We start from the raw sequence: 20380 nt of genomic DNA on the forward strand, positions 1-20380 counted from the left end.
CCTTTTCATTCGACTTTTCTTTATCAGAAAGAAAAGTCTTATGCAGATCGTTTCCCGGTACGATTTGCCATCATCACTGGTGTGACGCGATAGACATTTTTGACTAATTTCAAGCGTTCAAGTGTCCAGATGATATAGCTAGAGAAATCTACCTGCCACCAGTGTAGACCATGAAAGGCCGAGCGAGGGAAGGCGTGATGATTATTATGCCAGCCCTCTCCAAAGGCCAGCAGGCCAATCAGCCATTCGTTGCGGCTACGATCAGGGGTCTCGAATTCGCGCTTGCCAAAGGTATGGCAGATCGAATTGACGCTCCATGTTACATGATGTGTCAGGAAGATACGCACCAGTCCCCCCCATAAGAGACCATTCCAGCCACCAATAAGGAAAGGAATCAGAAGTGAGAGAGTTCCCCAGATGAAGAATGTTCGGCTCACAAACATGACCATGCGATCATTGAGAAGATGGCGGGCGTAGATCTGGGGATCAGCTTCTAGATCTTTAAACATCCAGCCGATATGGGCATGGAAAAAGCCTTCAGCAGGACTATGTGGATCACCTTCGCGATCAGCCTGGGCGTGATGTTTGGTGTGTGTCGCGGCCCATTGAACAGGTGGGCCCTCAATAGCCATTGATCCAAGGACCAGGAAAAGAAATTTGACGATAGGATGTGGCTGAAAACTGCGATGCGTCAACATACGATGAAAACCAACCGTTACACCCATCGCTGTCAGAGCATACATAATTAACATCAGTATAACATCAGTAGGCTGGACGGCTCGTTGCCACAACAGCGTAATTGCTAGAACGGTAGCCAGCAAAGGAAGAACAACAACGGCAAGGACTAAAGCCTTGTACTGAGGACTCGCGTAATTCACTGAAACCTCCAGAATGCGACTCCACCTTGATGTGGAATGCTACTGCTCCACCTTCAAAGTAGAACACAATTAAGAGCAAAGGAAGCGCCATTTTGTTTCATTTCGCAGAGGAATTGTGATTTCTGGCTATTTTGTGTCGACGAAAATCGGTTCAAGAAAAATTATGCCCTGTTGGCCAGTAACATTTATCGGAAGAAGGACGTGGTGAAATTGACGAGAAGGGAGCCTTCACAGCCAGAAGTCTCGCTCTCCATCTGACGTTATCATCTGAGACACTGCCTCAAAGGAGCTATCTGTATGGAGATATTATCATCACATGCTCATCCACTCACTATTCATATTCATACTTCAACGCCAGAGACATTCTTTGTAAACTCATATCTTGTTGAAACGGCTGCCGGAATCGTTGTGATCGATACGCAGTTTGTCCTTTCGCAGGCGAGGGCTGTCAAGGCGCAGCTTGATGCTCTGGGACGACCTTTAGCAGCAATTATTATTACTCATCCCCATCCCGATCATTTCAATGGCACAGCCCTCTTACTGGAAGGCCGGAGCAACGTCCCCGTCTACGCTACACCACTGACTGTACAGGGCATTCAAGCTATCGAAGCAGCGAAACGAACTGAGTGGAAAGGAAAATATGGAGATGATTATCCTGATCAGACCTACATACCAACACACCTGATCCCCTCGGGCAAGACGGTCGCAATTGGTGGCCTGACATGGCGCTTTGAGGATCTGGGTCCAGGTGAAGCAGCCAATGAGACCGTGATTGTTGTCGATGAAGTCAATATCCTGTTCTGCGGTGATGTTATGTATCATCACGTCCATTCATGGCTGGTGGAAGGACGCTCATCTGCCTGGTTAGCGCAGTTGGGAACTGTCTTGCAGCACTATAAAGGGATTGAGCGCATCTACCCCGGACATGGTCGCCCTACAACCTTGCGAGCGCTGAACGATGAAGTCGACTATATCAATACCTATCAGTCACTCGTGCGCGCAGAGCTGGAGCGTAGCGGGAGCATATCGCCAGAGAGCAAAGCTGGAATCAAAGCACAGATTCTCCAGCGCTATCCAGCAACATGGCCGCTCGCCAGTCTCATTGATTATAATATTGACGGAATCAGTAAAGAATTGGGTTAAGACCCTTTACTTCACTGCTAAAACGATGCGACCGGAAACCTTCCCCTGAGCGAACAGAGTATGTGCCTGTTGTGCTTCTTGAAGGGGTAAGACACGGCCAACCTCAGGCAGGCGAAGCTGACCTGTTTCGATCATCTGCGTTACCTGGCTGAGAAAATTACTTTCATTGCTTGCATTCTGATTCATCACAGCACGTACAGCGTGTGAAGCTGCCAGCGTCTGATCTGGGAGTGGGGGAACAAGTGTAATCAGGGTCGCGCCCTGTTTGAGTACTCCCCAGGAGCGTGCTCGTGTCTCGCCTCCAATGGTATCGAGCACGACATCTATATCAGAGACAAGCTCCTCAAACATCTGTGTCTGATAATCAATGACCTCATCAGCGCCCAGGCCGAGGACATAGTCGCATTTTGCAGTTGATGCAGTCCCGATTACATAGGCTCCAGCCTGTTTGGCAAGTTGAACTGCGAAACTCCCGACACTTCCTGATGCACCATGAATAAGCACTCGTTGCTGTGCTTGTAAGTTTGCCATCGTAAACAGAGCATTATGGGCGGTATGAACGGCGCTGGGGACGGCGGCAGCTTGTATAAAACTAACCTGTCTGGGCATTGGCTTAAAGGCGCTTGCAGGTACAACTGCATAATCGGCATAGGCGCGGCGCATAAATGGAGAGCTTGATCCATAGACCTTTTCGCCAATTGTACGATCCGTAAGATCTGTAACACCGGGCCCGATAGCCTCGATTACGCCTGCAAGATCGAAGCCCAGGATATCTGTAGGCCAGGTTGGATGGATTGTTTTTACATCACCAGAGCGCATTTTTACATCGAGCGGGTTGATTCCAGCCGCATGGACACGGAGCAGAAGTTGGCCAGGGCCAGGAACCGGACGGTCAATCTCCTCATAGTGCAATACTTCTGGACCACCATATCCGCGCATCACGACTGCATGCATCTTTGGCAAGATGCGAGGTGAGGGTTGCTGAAAGCGTCCTACAATGCGATATAGTCCCAGATAGCTTTTGACAGGTGGTGGTCCGCCCTGGGGTTTTGCTGGACCAGGACCGCCCATACGCCCCTGGACGGGGAATTTTCGATCGAATTCGGCAATCGTGCTGGCATAGGCCGATGCATTCTGCCACTCGGCGCGATTGAAGGCAGAGATACGAGCATTGGGTCGAATATGGCGATGGAGCAGTGCCGAAAAGAAACCTTCTTGCTGCGATTGATATTCTGCACGTGTGGGCCAGCCCAGAACAAAGCCCTGTTCAACCGCAGGATTAACTTCAAAACAATTCCAGAAGATGGTTTCCGGCTCTCCAGCCAGATCAGGCTTGATAAAAGGATGGGCAATGGTGAAAAGCTCATCAACGATCGCATACTGTGCAGAGATCTCCGCTGGAAGGAGAGGCAGCTCTGCTGGATCTTGATCAGGCCAGAGGATTGCATAATCAATGAAAGCATAAGGGTTAGCGTTTTGAATCTCCGCAACAATCTGTGTATTCCACTCCGGAACCTGCTGGCAGAGCTCGCGATAGATAAGTCCTGCTGGCTGAGAACCTTGTTCCACAGTTGTGCGCCAGACGGCAATAAATTGCTCTTCGGAGATACCTGGTCGAGGCTTATACCCAATGAAACGAATGATCGTATTGGCATGGGCAAACTGACTTGCACGCATGATAGTGAACCTTTCTGCTAATTCCAGATACCAACGATCCGTTGTGGAAATCGTTGTGCATCGACCTCTTTCACCAGAAAATCAGCCACCTGTTGCGGTGAGATTACTCTGAAGCCACCTGGAAAATAGTCTGGCTTGAGCGTATACTTTGACGTATGTTCTCCATCACGCCTGGAATCACGAATGTATGGGCAACCTGCCAGCGTCCAATTGACAGCCGACGCCTTGACGAGCGCAAAGGCATGATCATGATCATGAACTGCATGACGAATGGGTGACCGGCGTAGCAACGCCATGGTAATCGCTCCACCAATGCCTTGAGCTTGCATCTCAGCGACACCCGTGATCCCTAGATATCGTGAGACATTAAGAGCCTTCATAATCGTCAGGGCAGCCTGTACACTATCCGCGACAACCGTTGACGGCTTAAACACATCACCTCCAACGACATTTATGACAACATCGATAGAGTGCGGTAGCGCATGAATCAGGGCCTCAAGCTTATACAGATCGCCCTCAACAATTGTCAGGTTGGGGGATGTCACCGCTATTTTTGTAGGGTTACGTGCGACCGCTATCACATGGTGATTGGCCGCTAATGCATCCTCAATTACATAGCGACCGACCCGGCCAGTCGCTCCCAGGAGAAGTATATTCATCTTTTTGCTCCATTGGACAGGAACGCTCTGCAAGCCTACAGAGTTTTTTTTGAACGGTATTGCAAAATGTCGTATACTACTATATTATCAGTCTAAAATTTATACGTCAAGTCTAAATATAATACGGAGAGTATAAAATTGCCAAAAACGATGCGTGAGAAACAACGCGAGCTGCGTGAGAAAGAGATTTTGGATACCGCGTGTCAGCTATTGCTCGAGCAAGGTTTTCAGAAGATGAATATGGATGAACTGGCGGCGCGCGTAGGAATTGCCAAAATGACCATCTATCAACATTTCTCCTCCAAAGAAGAGCTGGCCGTGAGGATTATTGTGCGAGAGATGCGCATGATTGAGGAAGAGTTCGCATCGGTATTCGCCTTAGAATGTCCAGCATTGGAGCGATTGGAGCAACTCCTCTTAAAAAGTTTTGCCTTCCGCTCAATCAATCGACGCGTCAATATGGAGCTTTCGCCGGTAGTTATTATCCAGAATCCGGAGTATCAGGCTCAGAGGGATCGTCTCGCTGCACAATGGGCGCAGCTTATTGAGCAGGCGAAGCGTGAAGGAGCGGTTGATCCATCGCTGTCGACGCCAGTGCTGGTACGAACCCTCTTCCACGCCTTCCAGGCCGATTACGATGATCTTATCAAGAGTGGCCTGGCCTCTTCAGAAGAGCTTACACATACATTTGTTACGGTCGTCTTGAAGGGCATGAGCCTGTCTCCTGGTTCCCGTGTCTGACGAGTGTAGCAATGATGCTGCATTGTATCATGATACGAATCTATGACATGGCGATCAGTTTCTCCCTCTCTCGACCGCGCGGCTTTCTGGTCTGGCTTTATTCCGTAGAGGAACTGCTGCAAGCTGCTCATGCGATTGTTGAGCCAGCTCTTCGGCTAATGCCTTGATCTGAGCTTCGATGCTTTCCAATGCCTGTTCATCAAGTCTTCCTGCTTGATGAAAGGCAGAAGTATCTTGAACCATCTCCATCACACCTTCAAGATGATTCATGAGATATTCTCCACTTGCCTGTAAGGCAATCTGTCGGTGTTGCGGATTTACCATTGGTCTCTTTCCTCTCTAAGAACTGCATATGGAATGAATGCTATTTGCGGCTGCATGCTTGCTACATGAACATTTACATGGCTGTCTACATTTGCATTTGAGCGAGATACCTCTGATAGCGACACAGTGGCTGTAAATAGCCAGTCTGGGAGGTAAGAGGGGGTAATCCGTCACAAAATAGCACGAAGTAGGAGGATAAAGCTCATAAAAAGGTCTATAAGCCACTTTGAGTATACACTATGTTGGAGAAAATGAGAATACGATGGATGGACATGGGTGCGATGCACCTGTTTACGCCACCGCTTGCTACATGATAGCACGTTCCCATTCTCTGACCCGAAGTCTGGCGATGGAGGCGTTGATAGTGTGCCAGAGGAGGTTGAGGAAGGAGAGGCCCTACTTGTCTTGTCATACCATACACCATTTCACATATAAAACGATGTAAAGTAGGGAAAGTTGCTTGTCTCTTTCCTGTGTTTGGAGCGTAAAAGCTTTTGCATGTGAAAGATCAGCCCCCCTCCGATCTATTGGTAAGGGGATTTTACAAAAATAATTTACTTGTATGCTTGCTATATAGTAGAGATAAATCATTGTATTTATAGGAAAAATAGTGTATAATTTAAAGGACTCATAGATTTACTATGGGCTATCCCTCTCTCAACATAATCCTTGTATTAGAAGGGGATGTAGAGCGCATAATGTTCCACATCGCTGCAAGGAAATGCATGATCACTGGTTGATCATGTAAAGGTCTCTCACTTGTGTGCCTCTTTCATATTTCTTCTTTTCTACCCACGCATTGGCATTGCACACGGAAATAATAAGTAATTTGTCTGAGTATAGGTATCTTATGTAGGGGAGAAGTTGGAATAGTGCCGTAAAGGAGAACCATATGCAACAGTTTATTCTTCTGTTTCTTGTCATCGCAATCTTTGTGTGCGCTTTTGCATACATGACATATCGTAATAATGTCGCTCGACGGGCCCGAGAAAAAAGACGTAACCAATTTCTCGATCGTGTATAGTGAGTATCTGGTGACGCCGCCCTGTCCTCGGCTTAAACTCCAGAGAATGAGAAAGTGAATAGTATGGCAATTCAAAGTCCTCGTGATCTTCTGTCCTCCGGGAAAATACCATGGGATAAGTGGAGGCTGGCTTATGCCGATGTACAGGCATTTGAGCCAGACCTGCACGCCGCTCAATTGCGTGGAGCCGATCTAAGTGGTGCAGATCTTCATAATGCAGATCTGACAGAGGCTAATCTCCAGGAAGCAGATCTACGTGGAGCCAATCTGCTTGGTGCCGACCTGCGCCACGCAGATTTAAGGAAAGCCAACCTGAGCGATGCCAATCTCCAGAAGGCTAATCTGCATGGCGCCGATGTCCGGGGAGCGAATTTCTGCCGCGTCAACTTGCATGGAGCCGATCTGAGTCATGTCGATTTAAGTGAGACAGATCTGACTGGAGCCGATTTGAGCAAGGCTAAAATGTAAGCGGGTCGTTTGATGCTGCTCTAACTGCGCCGATAGACCAGGACAGATCTCTCTGTAGATGTTTGCAGGCCTGCATAGTATAGTTTGATGCATTCTGAAATGGCTTTTTACAGACTCACAGCTCCGGTGGCCCCAGGTGGATACGTTGGCGCACTTGCTCCAGCGAATAACTTCTATCAAAACCTTCTTGCCACCAGGTTACGCCAGCTTCAGCAAATGGTTGTACAGTTGCTCTGTCCTTTGTTCTGTCCGTTCCTGTAGTCTGTCCCACTGTTAACACATCGAAAGGTGTGTTAGTGGAGCGATGGAGCTCTATATAGGCAAGCATATCGCGAAAATCCTGGGGCGTCAGTTCATGATCACGTCCAATTGGACAGATGCCATCCCAACGGGCGGCGCGACGGAATGGCTTTTTATTTGGCCAGGTGCCCGCAAGCCAGATTGGTATACGAGGTTGTTGTATCGGTGTGGGAAGAAAGCAAGCATTGGAAAGCTGATAGTGCTTGCCTTCATAACTAAATCTCTCGCCGCTCCAGAGTCTGGTTAGCACCTCCAATCCTTCATCCAGCATGTCACCGTGTAGTCTGTCATCGGCTTCCTCTCCAAAACAACTGAACTCTCTGCCCTGATCGCTCCCAATGCCAACCCCCAGAACCAGACGCCCATGAGACAGGTGATCGAGCGTGACCGCTTCTCGGGCCACTTTCCAGGGACGGCGACGAGGTAACGGCGTAACAAGTGGACCCAACGTAATACGTTTTGTCACCATTGCCATCGCAGCGAGCGCTATCCAGGGATCTGCAATGGCCATTTGCCAGTCTCCACCTATATGATCCCAAAGAAAAAAGCCATCCCAACCAGCTTCTTCAGCCTCATGGACCAGTTCAGTCAACAGATGCACATCACTATAGATATCGAAATTGGGAATATTGAGAGCGAACTTCACTGGTTATCTTCTCCTCTATTTTCTATACAGCATAGAGCAAATGATACGTGATTATCAGAACTCTATGCAAGAAGGGCTTATTATTTATCATGATATATTGTAAGTCGTTTGCTGCTGCTACTGATCGCGTTTTGAGACAAAGAGTCCGAAGTGGTTTCCAAAGGGATCAGCAAAGACAGCCCATGTCCCCACATGTGGAATCTCTGTCTTTCCAAGGATAGTTTTTCCACCGTGTGCCTCAACAGTCGCCAGGGTAGCATCAATGTTATCGGTTGCAAGATAGACAAGTAATCTGTCAGGCTTGTACGTGGGCTCAGATGGTCCGGCGAATCCTCCACGCAGTCCGTTCTCCGACTGGAACGTCACATAGTTATGTTCCTGATTAACGGCAATCTGCCAACCAAAGACATCGTGATAGAACTGACTGGCTGCATCTGGATTGATCGTAGGGATCTCAATATGTGCAATAGTATGAATCGTCATGATAGTTTTTCCTTTCCTGGTTATGCTTTGATCATTTGACCTGAGGATTTGGATACCAGGAAAGTGTAACAAAGAAATGGCGACAGCCTTATGTCACATTTCAGTGTAGTGGGAGGCAATTTCCAGAGCCGCTTGTTGCACACGCAAACGCAGTGCTTCTGGTGCATGTACCGTTGCATCAGTGCCCAGGCTCAGTAAGATGCGTACAAGCCAATCGTACTCATCTGGTCGTAAGTGCAACTTGAGCCATCCTTCTCCTTTGCCTGTCTGTTGGAGACGAGATGCCAGATGAGGTTGATGTTCTAACCTCAAGACGCCACGAGACGTCAAATGAATACAGATCTCTGGAAATGAAGGGTGGACATGGGTGATAGTTGACTCAGGTTGCTCAAGCTGTGGTGGCAATGGAGCCGCTTTCACATCGAGAAAGCGATCAACACGATAGACACGCATAGCCTTTCGCTCCAGAGAATAGGCATCACAGTACCAGAGGCCAACTTCCGTACGCAGGCGTTTTGGCAGGAGCGTCTGCTGCGAGATACCTTTCTCCGAGCGATAGTTCACTGCGATCCATTGTTCTTCGCGAGCATTTTTCAGCAGGAGATCGAGGAATGGAGTCGGATAAGGTTGTGTAGGGACATCAAGGGAAAGCGTTTGTGCAAACTGATCCAGACTTTCGCGCTCGCGGCGAGGCAAGAGCGTCTGGACCTTCGCCAACAATGACTCACGTTCTTGCTTAAAGGGCGTCTCGCTTAGTTTTGAGACGCTGCTCACTGCCAGTCGTAATAACAGAGCTTCATGCAACGTCAATGCCAGCGGCGGCAAAGAATAGTCTGCTGGCAGGCTATACCCCCCTGAAACACCCAGACCTGACATAATGGGAAGGCCCATCTCGCACAGGGCATCGATGTCACGCTGAATCGTGCGTCTGGAGACCTCAAAATGTTGAGCCATCTCTCCCGCAGTGCGTCTCTTTGTCTGTAAGAGTAAAAGGATAGCTGTCAAGCGATCAACACGATTCATATTGTTAGATTGTTTTAGTTCTATTTGTTGACATAATTACATTATGCCAGAATGTGTCGTTCTTTTCAAGTTTTCTCCCTGATTTGAGATTTACCAGGAGAGTAATACCAGTGGTAAAATAGAGAAAATCCGAAGAGAGAAGGTTTACCTTAGTTATAAAGTATGAAGAGAGAAATATAGCGATGTCTATTTCAGCCTCACGGCTCTGTCCTGTCTGTCAGACAAGTAATCCTCCCCAGGCTGCTTTTTGTTTTGGTTGTGGCAAACCCCTTGGCCAGAGCCCGATTCCCTCTGATCTTTTGCACCAGCGCTATCATCTGCTCCACAAATTAGGGACGGGCGGGTTTGGAGCAGTGTATCAGGCAGAGGATAGACAATTAGGGAAGCGTCTCGTGGCAATTAAAGAGATGAGTCCCGTGGCAACCCTTAGTCCGCAGGAGAATGCAGAGAGTGCTGAAGCATTTCGGAAAGAAGCTCTCTTATTAGCTGAACTGATGCATCCATCGCTGCCGCGTATTTATGATCATTTTCTGGAAAATGGGCAATGGTATCTCGTCATGGATTATATTGAGGGTGAAACGTTAGAAGATTATTTAGCACAGACCGTGGATGGCTCTCTTCCCTTAGATGAGGTGCTCGATATGGGATTGCAACTGTGCGATGTGCTGGATTATCTTCATACTCGCCAGCCACCAATTATTTTTCGCGATCTAAAGCCACTTAATATTATGCGTACGGCCACAGGCCATCTCTATCTGATTGATTTTGGGATTGCTCGCCACTTAAAGCCTGGCCAGGCCAAGGATACCATTGCATTTGGCTCACCTGGTTATGCAGCGCCGGAGCAGTATGGCAAGAGTCAGACGACTCCTCGTTCGGATATCTATAGCCTGGGCGTGACACTGTATCAACTTCTGACAGGATTTGATCCTTCCCTAAAGCCATTTTATTTTGCACCACTGGTTCTGCCCCATAATCAGGCTACACCTCAGATCCTGGTGGATCTGCTGGCCCAGATGCTTCAGATGGATGAGGAGAAAAGGCCTGCAAGTATTCATGAAGTAAGAACGGAGCTACAGAAAATTGCTGGTGTCGTGACGAAAACATGGAAAAAAGCACAACCAGCGCCTTCCACAAATGCTGTTGCTGCCATACCAACTCTATCTAATCCAGGCCAGACCGTTCCTTCGCCCGCTCTGACTGTTCCACTGACGACTGCTACATCGTGGGGCACACCGGTGCCAGCCCTATCGAAGCTACCTCCAGCATCCCCATCGATTGGAAGCCTTCGCTGTAGCTATCAAGGAGCATTGACTGATCAGTACTCTACCGTCTGGTCGCCAGATAGTTTGCAACTGGCCTCGTCGGGGCCGTCTAATCTCATTGATATATGGAATGCAGCGAATGGGAAGTCCGTCCGGCCTATGCTCATCTCTAAAGGGAATAGTACTGCCATTGCCTGGTCTCCAGATAAAGCCTACCTGGCCGCTGCCCTGGCGAATAGAATTGTGCAGGTCTGGGATACTGCGACTGGCAAGACGGTGCAGATATATACGAAGCATATGCATTCCGTAACCGCGCTCTCCTGGTCGCCAGATAGTCGTTCGCTTGTTTCTTCCAGTCTGGATAAAAGTGTCCAGATCTGGGATCTCAAGACGGGTGCAACGCTTGTGAACTATCAGCAGCATCATGATGTTGTCTACTGTGCAGCCTGGTCCCCGGATGGCCGCTATATTGCTTCAGTAGGGTATGGTGCCGCTATCCACATCTGGGATGCGCGCAATGGGAGGCTTCTCCTCACATATTCTCGTCATTCGGCTCCAGTCTTGATAGTTCGTTGGTCGCCTGATAGTCAGAGTCTGGCATCAGGAAGCGATGATAAGAATATCCATATCTGGTCAGTTGTCGATGGACGCTGCCTGGCCATCTGTCATAATGATGAGATTGGCCAGATCCAGAGCATAAGCTGGTCTCCAGATGGAACGCGCCTGGTCTCCTGCGGAGGTACTTCCATCGTTTCGATCTGGGATGCTAGCAGTGGTCAAGAAATTTTTGCCTATAGAGGACATGTTGTGGCGACGGAACTTAAACCTTTGAGCTCAATCCACTATCTAACAACAACGTCTGAGAGCCAATTGGCACAGCGTGCACATATTGTGAGCATGGCAGTCTGGTCTCCTGACGGCGAATGGATTGCGTCAGGAGGAGGCTCAAATCGGATTCATATCTGGCGGGCGAACTAGCAGAAAAAGCTGTTCATCGTTTATGTTTGTCCTGTTCTGAAGCGAGATCGAAAAGGTTTCGTTGCTGCTTATAAAAATCCTTATCATGCCACTGTTGGGCGTATAGAAGGAGCTCAAAAAAAACGGACCAATCGAACGATACATTTTTTGCAGTATGTTTCGTGAACGTACCTGTAGGAGTTGGAAGAGGTTAGCAGGCAAGAAGACTATTTGGTATTTCGCTATTTCACTCATTTTAGAAGTAAAATAGTCATATAAATTTATTTATTATTTGTAGAGTATGAAGGGAAATGAATTACGAAAAGAGCGAATTTCGCCCTCCGACACACTTTCGTGACATTTCTGACATCTGTACGTGACATGAAGAGGTTATTCTTGAGATGGAAACTGACACGCATCTTAATCCTGTAAATAAAGGAGAATATCATGAGTACTACGCAGATGCCGCTCAAGAGTCACAAAAGAAATGCCCACCTTTCTGAGCAGTTGCGCAAACCTTTAAACATCATCGTAGGGCTTCTCTGTCTCATTGGAGTCGGCGCTGTTCTCTCCCTTCTGTTCGTACCTCCAATCAGTCCAGTGTTTCATATACTGCCTCTGATTACCTTTTTACATGTGCTACCAGCCGGTCTTTGGATGGTGCTGGCTCCCTTTCAGTTTGTGAAACGCATTCGATCACGCTGGTTAAACTACCATCGTTGGACTGGACGACTCCTTATCATCCTTGGTCTGCTAGTCGGTCTCTCTGCGGTGTTCATGGCTTTGATCACTCCGATCGCAGGATGGGGAGAACGGCTCATCATGGCAATCTATGGGCCGCTGTTTGTAGTATCGCTGGTGAAAAGCTTCTATCACATTCGCAACCATCAGGTAAATCAGCATCGCGAGTGGATGATTCGCGCATTTGCGCTCACCCTCGCCGTCTCCACGGTGCGGCTGATCGAGATTCCCATCCTGGTGGTTGCTGGGCTGGCATGGCTTCAAGTCGCCTATATCGTCAGTAACTTTACAGCATTCACGTTACACCTGCTTGTCGCAGAAATCTGGATTCGCATCACGCGCAGAAAGCGGGTAGTCCAGCAGAATGCACAGAGCATGCCTACGTTGTCAAGTGCTGTACACTAAAAGAGGCTTGAGAACGGGCAGAAGCCAGGCTAGACGCTGAAGATCTGCCCGCACTTCAGCCCAGTTGACCACTACCTGATGCAGATACCGATCTGGAATTGACACTTTCTACTGCGGGCTGGCCGCTTCTAAGGCGGATTCTCTGTCAGGCAGTGGCCTACTGCTTATATTGGCGGCAAACTAGCAGAAAAAGTTCTTCATCGTTTATGTTTGCCCTGTTCTGAAGCGAGATCGAAAAGGTTTCGCTGCTGCTTATAAAAATCCTTATCATGCCACTTTTGGGTATATAGAAGGAGCTCAAAAAAAACGGACCAATCAAATGATATATTTGTTGCAGTATGTTTTGTGAACGTACCTGTAGGAGTTGGAAGAGCGATTTCAGTGTAAAGACAGCCCTGACGGATCAGTTTATAGAGAAGTTCTGTGTAAGCCAGGGAGCTATGGGCCTCTAATGAAAGGGTCTTCACAGATGCAGTTCGGTAAAGTTGTGGAGCACAATTGAGATTATGAACGTGCATCTGCACTGAGAATTCCTGTAGTCTATTGAACATCCAGATGGGGAGCCGATAATGCCATGGATAGCTCTGATCTACGGCATATCCAAAGACAGCATCATAGGTAACGATCAAAGGAAGCATCTGGTCGAGCGCATAGACGGCAGAGTGACAGTTTTCAGGCAGGATAAAGCTATACTCCTTCTGAGCAGCCTGAAATCCGCTCATCAGGATAGGCCCATATCCCAACGAGATGTTAGGGTGGAGCATATGCAGGTTGGGATACCCTGCCAGGGCTCCATCCGTCATTGGCCTATCGCAAATGACGATCATCTCAAAATCTTGTACTGATTGTGCGACAACTGGTAAAACCTCTTGAAGCGTCGCTGCCACTCCCGCTCTCCCAGTAGAATGAAGAGGGAGTATAACCGAGACACTGGAGGTTCTGCCTCTCTGTTCAAGAGAGGCAGGCTGCGTGAGATTGAGACTCTTTGAGGCCTTTTTTATGTTTGCCATCTTGTTATTTTAACCTTTCCTGGGCAGTGGCACAGAGAGATTTCAGGTCTAAGAGCTCAGTTGGAATCGGGTTCTGGGGGAGCGAAGACGTTGCAATATCACGTCTGAGATAGAGGCTTAACCCATCACTCTGCTTTACAATCAGCTTGAAGTATGCCTGAAAGGCTGGATCATTGATATTGGTTCGGCGCGCCAGGGCATCGGTCACGTTATCAGGATTGAGAATGACCCAATCAACATGATGCTCCGGATTCACCACCACTTTTTTCCATAAATCTCCATTGGCTTCTGTGATCAGATCACGGAGATAGCCATTGTAATCCTGTGCATTGATCTGAGAGGTAAACTGATTCACCAGGATTTTCCCTCCATTGTAATGACTCACAAGATACAGATTAACCGGATCAGAAGACCGTTCACAGGAGGCATTTGCAAGTCCATCCGTGAGTGGCGGATTATGAACGAAGAGCGTATGGGCAATAACAACACCCAGGAAGCAGACGCGGAGAAGCAGACCACGTTTTTGTTTTAGCAGCCCGGACTGTGTAAAGCGCGTCAGACCACAGGCCAGCGCAAGCGCTAATGATGCAACCATCTGGACGCCATAACGAACGTTATACCAGACAGGCGTAGAAGGAAGACCAGCCTGTGGAAGATAGATCGTTGATTGTCCAAAGAATTGGGTCGTCACATAGAAAAGGAACGGCGTCATGAGGACTGCAACGACCACCAATGCGGAGAAGCGCCTGACATAGATGAGAAACCCGATCAGGAGCACAAACCCGATGACTCCAAACCAGTCTCCTGATGTCTCCAGAACATCAAGCGTATAGTAACGTACTGCCTGCCAGAGATTATGATAGGCATAGAGCCGATGTGAAAGTACCAATGACAGTTGTTGAGCCTGAGCGGAGTATTCGCTATGCTGGAAGTAGAGCATATCGCCCCATATCATCTGGTTCCAGATCAGCCATAAGATAATCCCCCACGATCCCAGGACAAGAAAGAGCAGTAATTGCCCCTCAATATATTGCCAGGCTTGACGTTTCCACAGGCAGGTTGCCAGAATACACACACATAAGACACACAACAAAGCCCAACCATCGTAGCGAATCAACGTTGCCAGGCTGGTGCTCAAGGCTGCCAGGACCAGATATTTCGTGCGTTCTGTCTGGAACCACTGGAGAAAATAGTACAGTGCAGCCAGGAATGCCGCGCTACAAGGGATCTCGCCCAGCGCGATAGACTGTAGATATAAGACACTGGGATTCCAGAGAAACACGATTGTGACAAGAAAACTGATGCTGCTATTGAATGTGAGTTGACGTGCAATGAGAAAAAGATAGATGCCAGCAACGACATAGCAGACCATAGCCGGAATACTTCCCGCAATACCAGTTTTCCAGAGATAATCATTCCAGACAAAAGGAAGCATGAGGATATGAGGTAGCGGCAACCAGATGCTACCTAATTGGGTAATACCAGGTGTTGCACTATCGAAGACGCTTCGTGCAATCCGCATATGAGCATAGGCGTCCCCATAAATTAATATCTCATGATGCAGGTAAAAGTAGAGATAGGCCAGAATACTTGAAAGGCTGGCGGTAATAACGGTAATCAGGAACCAGAGATCTCTACTTCCAACCTCAGGGCGATTCAGCGTCTGACGTTCCTCGCGAGAGAACGCTGCTTGATGGTGTGAATGAATGGTAGGGAGCACCGGGCTACGAGATGATGTTGCCCCAATCTGTGTCTGCATGGCAAGTGTATTGGGAGCAAGCAACTGTTTAATGGTGAGGGTTGTACTTGTTTGCGCAGAATAGCTTTCTTGAGGAATGGTCACACCCGCGGTTGTTCTTCTGTCCCTGGCTAACAGGTGCAGACCATGTTGCGTTTTTTCCCAATAGGAAGGCTTTACAATAAGTTGGTAGAGTGCTTTAAATCCCGAGACGCTCATGAAAAGCCAGTATACTGGGAGGAAGAGACACCATTTAACCAGATGATTGTAGGCTCGCTGCCCACATCCTAGCAAGTGGATATAGACAAAGAAGAAATTTCCAAAGAACAGACAACACATCCCCATATAGAGGACAGGGAGAGGAAAGACCTGATGATAGTATGTCTCGACTTGCGGGCGAAAGAGAAAATAGACCAGCGTCAGTATCCAGAGGAGAGGATTGAGAAAAAAAGCAATCATCTTTCCTCCGATAAGAAATTGTAGAGCGAGCAATTCGTAGAACTGGCCCTTGCGCACTAACGAGGAGAAATGACGCATGTGAACGAGATAGGTCTGCATGTAGCCTTTAATCCAGCGTGAGCGTTGCCGGGACCAATTTTTGAGCTGCGAGGTCGCTTCTTCAAAAGTGGTAGAATCGATGATGATAGTCTTCTTCTTATGAAGTGAGAGCCGTATCCCCAGGTCACAATCCTCGGTAACATTAAATGCGTCCCACCCTCCGAGCGTCCGTAAGACCTCTGTTGAAAAATGGTTGGAAGTTCCGCCAAGGGGAAGTGGAAACCCCAGACGTTGTAACCCCGGCATCACCAGATTGAACCAGGAAAGATATTCAATCGTGAACCAGCGCGTCAGCCAGTTCTGTCTGACATTATAAAAATTGAGTTTTGCCTGTACGCAAGCGACCTCTGGTCCGTTATTGGCAAAAGCCAGAACGGCTTTTTTCAGTTGAAGTGGATCAGCAACATCCTCTGCATCATAAATGACAATATAGTCACCTGTTGCATGCAAGAGACCAAAGTTGCAGGCACGTGGTTTGGTGCGTAACTCACCTGGTGGAACGGTGAGTATCGTAAAATGAGCAGGCAGCTCCATGCTCGCTAACTGCTTATAGGTTTCATGGTCATGCTGCTCTGTTAAAAGCAAGATCTGCAATTTACTGGTGGGATAATCGAGCTGTTGCATTGCTTTCATAAGCTGAGGAATGATGAGTGCTTCTTGATAAAGAGGACAGAGCACCGTATACTTTGGCCACAACTCATCTGGAAGGCGCTCTATCACTCGTAAATCAACGCGTTCTTCGTTTTGTAAAAGTGCCTGATAGGATACAAACAGGTTTAGTAGCAGGTCACCAACATAGAGAACAGTGATGACCGATGCTGTGATTGTCAACGTAATCTGGTACGAAAGGACAAGCCCTAAGCTCCAGACGAAGAACAGCAAAACGACAACCGCAAGTTGTTTTATACTGAGATTAGTACATGCTGAATAAGCTGTATGCAAAGGAGCAAAGGGTTTAATGCGTTTTCCGCGAATAATAGTCTCTTGCAAAGCCTGGCTAAGATACTGTTCTTTCTCTTGCTCTATTTCCTGTTGGCGAGAAGTCCGGTCAGCCTTACTTGTTTGCAGCCAGTTTGTATAGCCATCTACCTGACGAGTGATATCTTGCTCTGTAAGCGCTTTGTGGACATTGTCCTGCTCTGCCTCTCCGATTACTGTGGATAGAAAATCGATAGATGAGGCAGAGACCTGTCCTTCTTTCTTTTTCAAAGAATCCCCCTCTCTTTCCCATAAAAACCTTTCCTATGTTTTCCAGTGAGATAGTATAAAAATATTCCTGGAAATTCCAGAAGTATTTTATAAAGGTGGAAAGCATTCAGGTTGGTTTCGTACGAATATGCTATTTTGCACATCTATTTGATAGTATAATGTTCCATTTGAAAAAGAGAATTGATTGTATAAATTTACTTATCAATGCAAAGACCTCTTTTCACTGTTAGCAGGCACAGCGTGCAACGAGCAATCTTGTGATGCATAATACATGTCAGATAGCAGAAGGATCGCCCTCTGCTATCTGCTTGATTGTTCTCGAGTGAGAAAGAGGTCAGGTCATCAATAGTAAGAACAGGTGTATGTCCGCGCGGGTATCTGTGCTCCTCTACAGCGTTGTCACTGGATCACCAACGGCAAGATAGGTGAGTGGAATATTGGGCAGCTGTGGTTGAAGCCATTCGACCAGATAATGCATCCCTTCCTCTTCGCTTTTGGCATGCCCTACGATTACTAGAGACTTATTCTCTCCCAGTGCAATCGCATCCCGAACGTATTCACAGGTGGCCCACTCAACCGTCTCGCCACAGATAACAGCATCTACCTTCCAATCAATAAATGCCTGGAACTGTTTCTCCTTGCCCCATGCCCCCATCAAGAGGGCGATGCGTTCGCACGATTGTTCAGGCGAACCTACGACTCTGAGAGTGGGAAGGGCCAGTCTCTCTTTGACGGTTGCAACCACTTGAGCTACCGTCATACCAGGAATGATCAGGAGGGCTGAAGGTTCGGGTTGTCGATAGGCCTCCCAGCCGAGAGCCTTTACCATCCCGGTAATGATGCCATCGGGCTGATACATATGCCAATAATCGTGGAAGCGCCAGAGCGCTAAGTTATGGCGAGCAATAAAATCACGTTTGGCCTGATAGACTGAATCGTTCTGTAACCAGTCTGTGCAATCGTGATGGTCATAGAAGGTAGGCTCGTGGGTGATGATAAGATTGGCATTGAGCTCAACTGCTCTGCGCAAGACCCCCATTGTCGCTGTGAACGTCGTGACAATACCAGTCACTTCCTGTTGTGGATCGCCAGACTTTAACGTATCGACTGAGTCTTCTTGTGGAGCTCCAGGGACCGCAGAAATAATCCGATCAATGACGTCTTGAATTGTTCTTCCCATGCTATTTCCTCAATATCTATAATTTGTGGTTTTTATTCTACGCTATTCAAGAGAAGTTTGCTTATAGAGATGATCGTGATCACATTTTCTGTGTGCTGGCTTCTCTACACAAAGGGATACCAGCTATGGAGAGGCCCATGCTGGTATCAGGATAGAAGTCTTGCTTGCTAAGATTATGTTGTGGCAGGTACATTTTTGAAGGCGGGAAAGATGTATCTGGCGACGCGTTCAAGATGAGCCATGACGGCATCGTGAGGAATGCCTGGCACATGTGACCAGAAGCAGATCTCGGTGAGTGGAACGCTTTTCTGAAGCTCTTGAATCTGCTTGATGACGCTATCAGGTGTGCCGATTAAAAGTCCCTGGCGGGGAAATTTGCGAGGATCGGTAGGTGTCGGCCTGGGTTGACCAGCATCAGTTCCCATACGAGCGTACACATCCGCCTGATAGGCCAGTGCTGGAGCGAGCATAGTGGTCCAGTCCCGCTCAGGATCATCGCTGATCCAGAGGTGGGTACTGGCAACAATCGGAAAAGAGTCAGTTGTCCGACCATACTGTTCCAGTCGTGGTCGGAGTATGGCCCACTGTTTCGCGAGCTCTTCGCCAGGATTGGAATTGACCGCAGCCAGAAAGCCATCGGCCAGGCGTGCAATCCGATCTAGAGCAACTTCTGAACTTCCGCCCATGTAGATAGGGAAGCGTTCGCCGTACATGGGTCGTGGCGTCACAGGCAGGCCAGCCCCTTCATGCCCATCAGGGAGCGTCTCACCCTTAAAAGCTGCCCGCAGATACTGCATGCCCTTCTCAATTCGTTCTTTTCGCTGCTTTCGATCAACTCCAAAGGCCGCGAACTCATGTTGGACATAGCCCAATCCTACCCCGAGCGTAAAGCGGCCTCCACTCAAGACATCCAGGACCGCCGCCTCCTCAGCAAGTAAGCGAATAGGCCAGAGTGGTAAGAGCACAATATTTGTTCCTAGCCGCATCTTCTGTGTTCTCGCGGCCAGATAGGCTAAGAAGGTAAAAGGGGCTGGCAGATAGCCATCAGCAAAGCCATGGTGTTCGGTATCCCACACACCATCAAACCCAAGCTGTTCGGCAAAGGTCACTTCTTCGATCAGCTCTCTATAGGTTGTTGCTGTAACTGGCAGGCCCTGTGTCGTGCGCCCATCAATCCAGAGGGAGAAGCGTAAAGAATGTTGTCCATCCTGTATTCCCATCGATGTTCTCTCCATATATCTGTTCTACCACTCAGAAACAGGGGCAAGTAGCTAAATTAATTTCCATATCCTCTATGAATCCTACATATAGTATATCTCTTGAAGCTATCTCTCTGTGACACGTTTGTCTTTTGGTCGCGGTAACAAGCATTGGGGAACCTTTCCTTAGCAAAAAGCTGTTCAAAAGGACAGTTTTTTATGAGAAGTGCTTTGATAACATTGTTTCCAAACATTGTCTTTTGCACCGTACCAGGCTCTCACTCTTATTTTTATGCAGAGGACCAGATGTAGAAAGAAAACAATTATGGATAGTTGGATGAATCTTGCCAGGGTTCTTGTCAGTCTGGCAGCTCTTTTCACGCTCGTAGGGGCTGTCCTGGCTGATCTCGTTATTCCTGCAACGGCAAAGCAGCATATTTATAATCCGAACTGGCCACCACATGCAAAATTTCACAATGGACAGACGATCTTTTTGGGTGTTTTTCTCGGCCTGATGGCTTTATGGCTCTTGTGGTATCCGGGGAGCAATCTCCAGATGCAGTTTCATCTGGCGGTGGTTGTTGCAGCTCTCTACTGGCTTTCTATGCTTGGAGCAATGCTATTGCCTGGGACAAAGTGGTCAGATCCAGAATTTCATCAAAAACCGTTATTTGGGATGCCACCACAACTCTTTATTGGCTGTGTGCTGTTAGCCTGTCTGATCCTGAGCGAAATACTGTACCATCTCTAAA

The 20380-nt window shown here is 48.0% G+C and carries 17 protein-coding genes; 6 read left to right on the plus strand and 11 right to left on the minus strand.

Annotated elements, in window-relative coordinates; all coding sequences use genetic code 11:
- Positions 1-38: 38 nt before the first annotated feature.
- Positions 39-878 carry an acyl-CoA desaturase gene (locus EL628_RS22935; protein ID WP_126582343.1) on the minus strand — a complete coding sequence of 280 codons (840 nt, stop codon included), beginning with the start codon at positions 876-878 and terminating at the stop codon, positions 39-41.
- Between the two features lie 297 nt (positions 879-1175).
- On the opposite strand from EL628_RS22935, the gene EL628_RS22940 reads away from it, so the two are divergent.
- A complete protein-coding gene (locus EL628_RS22940; RefSeq protein ID WP_126582344.1) occupies positions 1176-2021 on the plus strand; it encodes an MBL fold metallo-hydrolase in 846 nt (281 codons plus the stop codon).
- Positions 2022-2027: 6 nt separating this feature from the next.
- Here EL628_RS22940 and EL628_RS22945 read toward each other — a convergent pair whose 3' ends face one another.
- Both EL628_RS22945 and EL628_RS22950 read right to left on the minus strand, forming a co-directional pair.
- A complete protein-coding gene (locus EL628_RS22945; protein WP_126582345.1) occupies positions 2028-3698 on the minus strand; it encodes an NADP-dependent oxidoreductase in 1671 nt (556 codons plus the stop codon).
- Positions 3699-3715: 17 nt separating this feature from the next.
- Positions 3716-4357, minus strand: coding sequence for an NAD(P)-dependent oxidoreductase (locus EL628_RS22950; protein WP_126582346.1), 642 nt, complete (start codon positions 4355-4357; stop codon positions 3716-3718).
- A gap of 138 nt (positions 4358-4495) precedes the next feature.
- On the opposite strand from EL628_RS22950, the gene EL628_RS22955 reads away from it, so the two are divergent.
- A complete protein-coding gene (locus EL628_RS22955; protein WP_126582347.1) occupies positions 4496-5098 on the plus strand; it encodes a TetR/AcrR family transcriptional regulator in 603 nt (200 codons plus the stop codon).
- A gap of 54 nt (positions 5099-5152) precedes the next feature.
- On the opposite strand, the gene EL628_RS22960 is transcribed toward EL628_RS22955, so the two are convergent.
- The gene (locus EL628_RS22960) at positions 5153-5422 is read right to left on the minus strand and encodes a hypothetical protein (protein WP_126582348.1); all 270 of its coding nucleotides are present in this window, start codon (positions 5420-5422) and stop codon (positions 5153-5155) included.
- A 1087-nt stretch (positions 5423-6509) separates the two neighbouring features.
- On the opposite strand from EL628_RS22960, the gene EL628_RS22965 reads away from it, so the two are divergent.
- Positions 6510-6914, plus strand: a complete 405-nt coding sequence (locus EL628_RS22965; RefSeq protein WP_126582349.1) for a pentapeptide repeat-containing protein — start codon at positions 6510-6512, stop codon at positions 6912-6914.
- Positions 6915-7029: 115 nt separating this feature from the next.
- On the opposite strand, the gene EL628_RS22970 is transcribed toward EL628_RS22965, so the two are convergent.
- The 3 genes from EL628_RS22970 to EL628_RS22980 all read right to left on the minus strand — a co-directional run bounded on the left by EL628_RS22970 (position 7030) and on the right by EL628_RS22980 (position 9366).
- The gene (locus EL628_RS22970; protein WP_126582350.1) at positions 7030-7860 is read right to left on the minus strand and encodes an LLM class flavin-dependent oxidoreductase; all 831 of its coding nucleotides are present in this window, start codon (positions 7858-7860) and stop codon (positions 7030-7032) included.
- Between the two features lie 117 nt (positions 7861-7977).
- Positions 7978-8343, minus strand: a complete 366-nt coding sequence (locus tag EL628_RS22975) for a VOC family protein (protein WP_126582351.1) — start codon at positions 8341-8343, stop codon at positions 7978-7980.
- Between the two features lie 93 nt (positions 8344-8436).
- Positions 8437-9366, minus strand: a complete 930-nt coding sequence (locus EL628_RS22980; RefSeq protein WP_126582352.1) for a helix-turn-helix transcriptional regulator — start codon at positions 9364-9366, stop codon at positions 8437-8439.
- A 182-nt stretch (positions 9367-9548) separates the two neighbouring features.
- Between EL628_RS22980 and EL628_RS22985 the strand changes: the two genes are divergently transcribed.
- The gene (locus EL628_RS22985) at positions 9549-11609 is read left to right on the plus strand and encodes a serine/threonine-protein kinase (RefSeq protein WP_126582353.1); all 2061 of its coding nucleotides are present in this window, start codon (positions 9549-9551) and stop codon (positions 11607-11609) included.
- A 426-nt stretch (positions 11610-12035) separates the two neighbouring features.
- The gene (locus EL628_RS22990; RefSeq protein WP_126582354.1) at positions 12036-12734 is read left to right on the plus strand and encodes a DUF2306 domain-containing protein; all 699 of its coding nucleotides are present in this window, start codon (positions 12036-12038) and stop codon (positions 12732-12734) included.
- Positions 12735-12931: 197 nt separating this feature from the next.
- Here EL628_RS22990 and EL628_RS22995 read toward each other — a convergent pair whose 3' ends face one another.
- The 4 genes from EL628_RS22995 to EL628_RS23010 all read right to left on the minus strand — a co-directional run bounded on the left by EL628_RS22995 (position 12932) and on the right by EL628_RS23010 (position 19649).
- Entirely contained in the window at positions 12932-13744 is an 813-nt protein-coding gene (locus tag EL628_RS22995; RefSeq protein ID WP_126582355.1) for a glycosyltransferase family 2 protein, read from the minus strand.
- 4 nt (positions 13745-13748) lie between these two features.
- The gene (locus EL628_RS23000; protein ID WP_126582356.1) at positions 13749-17249 is read right to left on the minus strand and encodes a glycosyltransferase family 2 protein; all 3501 of its coding nucleotides are present in this window, start codon (positions 17247-17249) and stop codon (positions 13749-13751) included.
- A 388-nt stretch (positions 17250-17637) separates the two neighbouring features.
- The gene (locus EL628_RS23005; protein WP_126582357.1) at positions 17638-18429 is read right to left on the minus strand and encodes a Nif3-like dinuclear metal center hexameric protein; all 792 of its coding nucleotides are present in this window, start codon (positions 18427-18429) and stop codon (positions 17638-17640) included.
- A gap of 173 nt (positions 18430-18602) precedes the next feature.
- Positions 18603-19649 carry an LLM class flavin-dependent oxidoreductase gene (locus EL628_RS23010; protein WP_245994383.1) on the minus strand — a complete coding sequence of 349 codons (1047 nt, stop codon included), beginning with the start codon at positions 19647-19649 and terminating at the stop codon, positions 18603-18605.
- A gap of 304 nt (positions 19650-19953) precedes the next feature.
- Between EL628_RS23010 and EL628_RS23015 the strand changes: the two genes are divergently transcribed.
- Positions 19954-20379, plus strand: a complete 426-nt coding sequence (locus EL628_RS23015; RefSeq protein WP_126582358.1) for a DUF6640 family protein — start codon at positions 19954-19956, stop codon at positions 20377-20379.
- Position 20380: the final 1 nt, after the last annotated feature.

It is taken from the genome of Tengunoibacter tsumagoiensis, from assembly GCF_003967535.1.
GTDB classification, from domain to species: Bacteria; Chloroflexota; Ktedonobacteria; order Ktedonobacterales; family Ktedonobacteraceae; genus Tengunoibacter; species Tengunoibacter tsumagoiensis.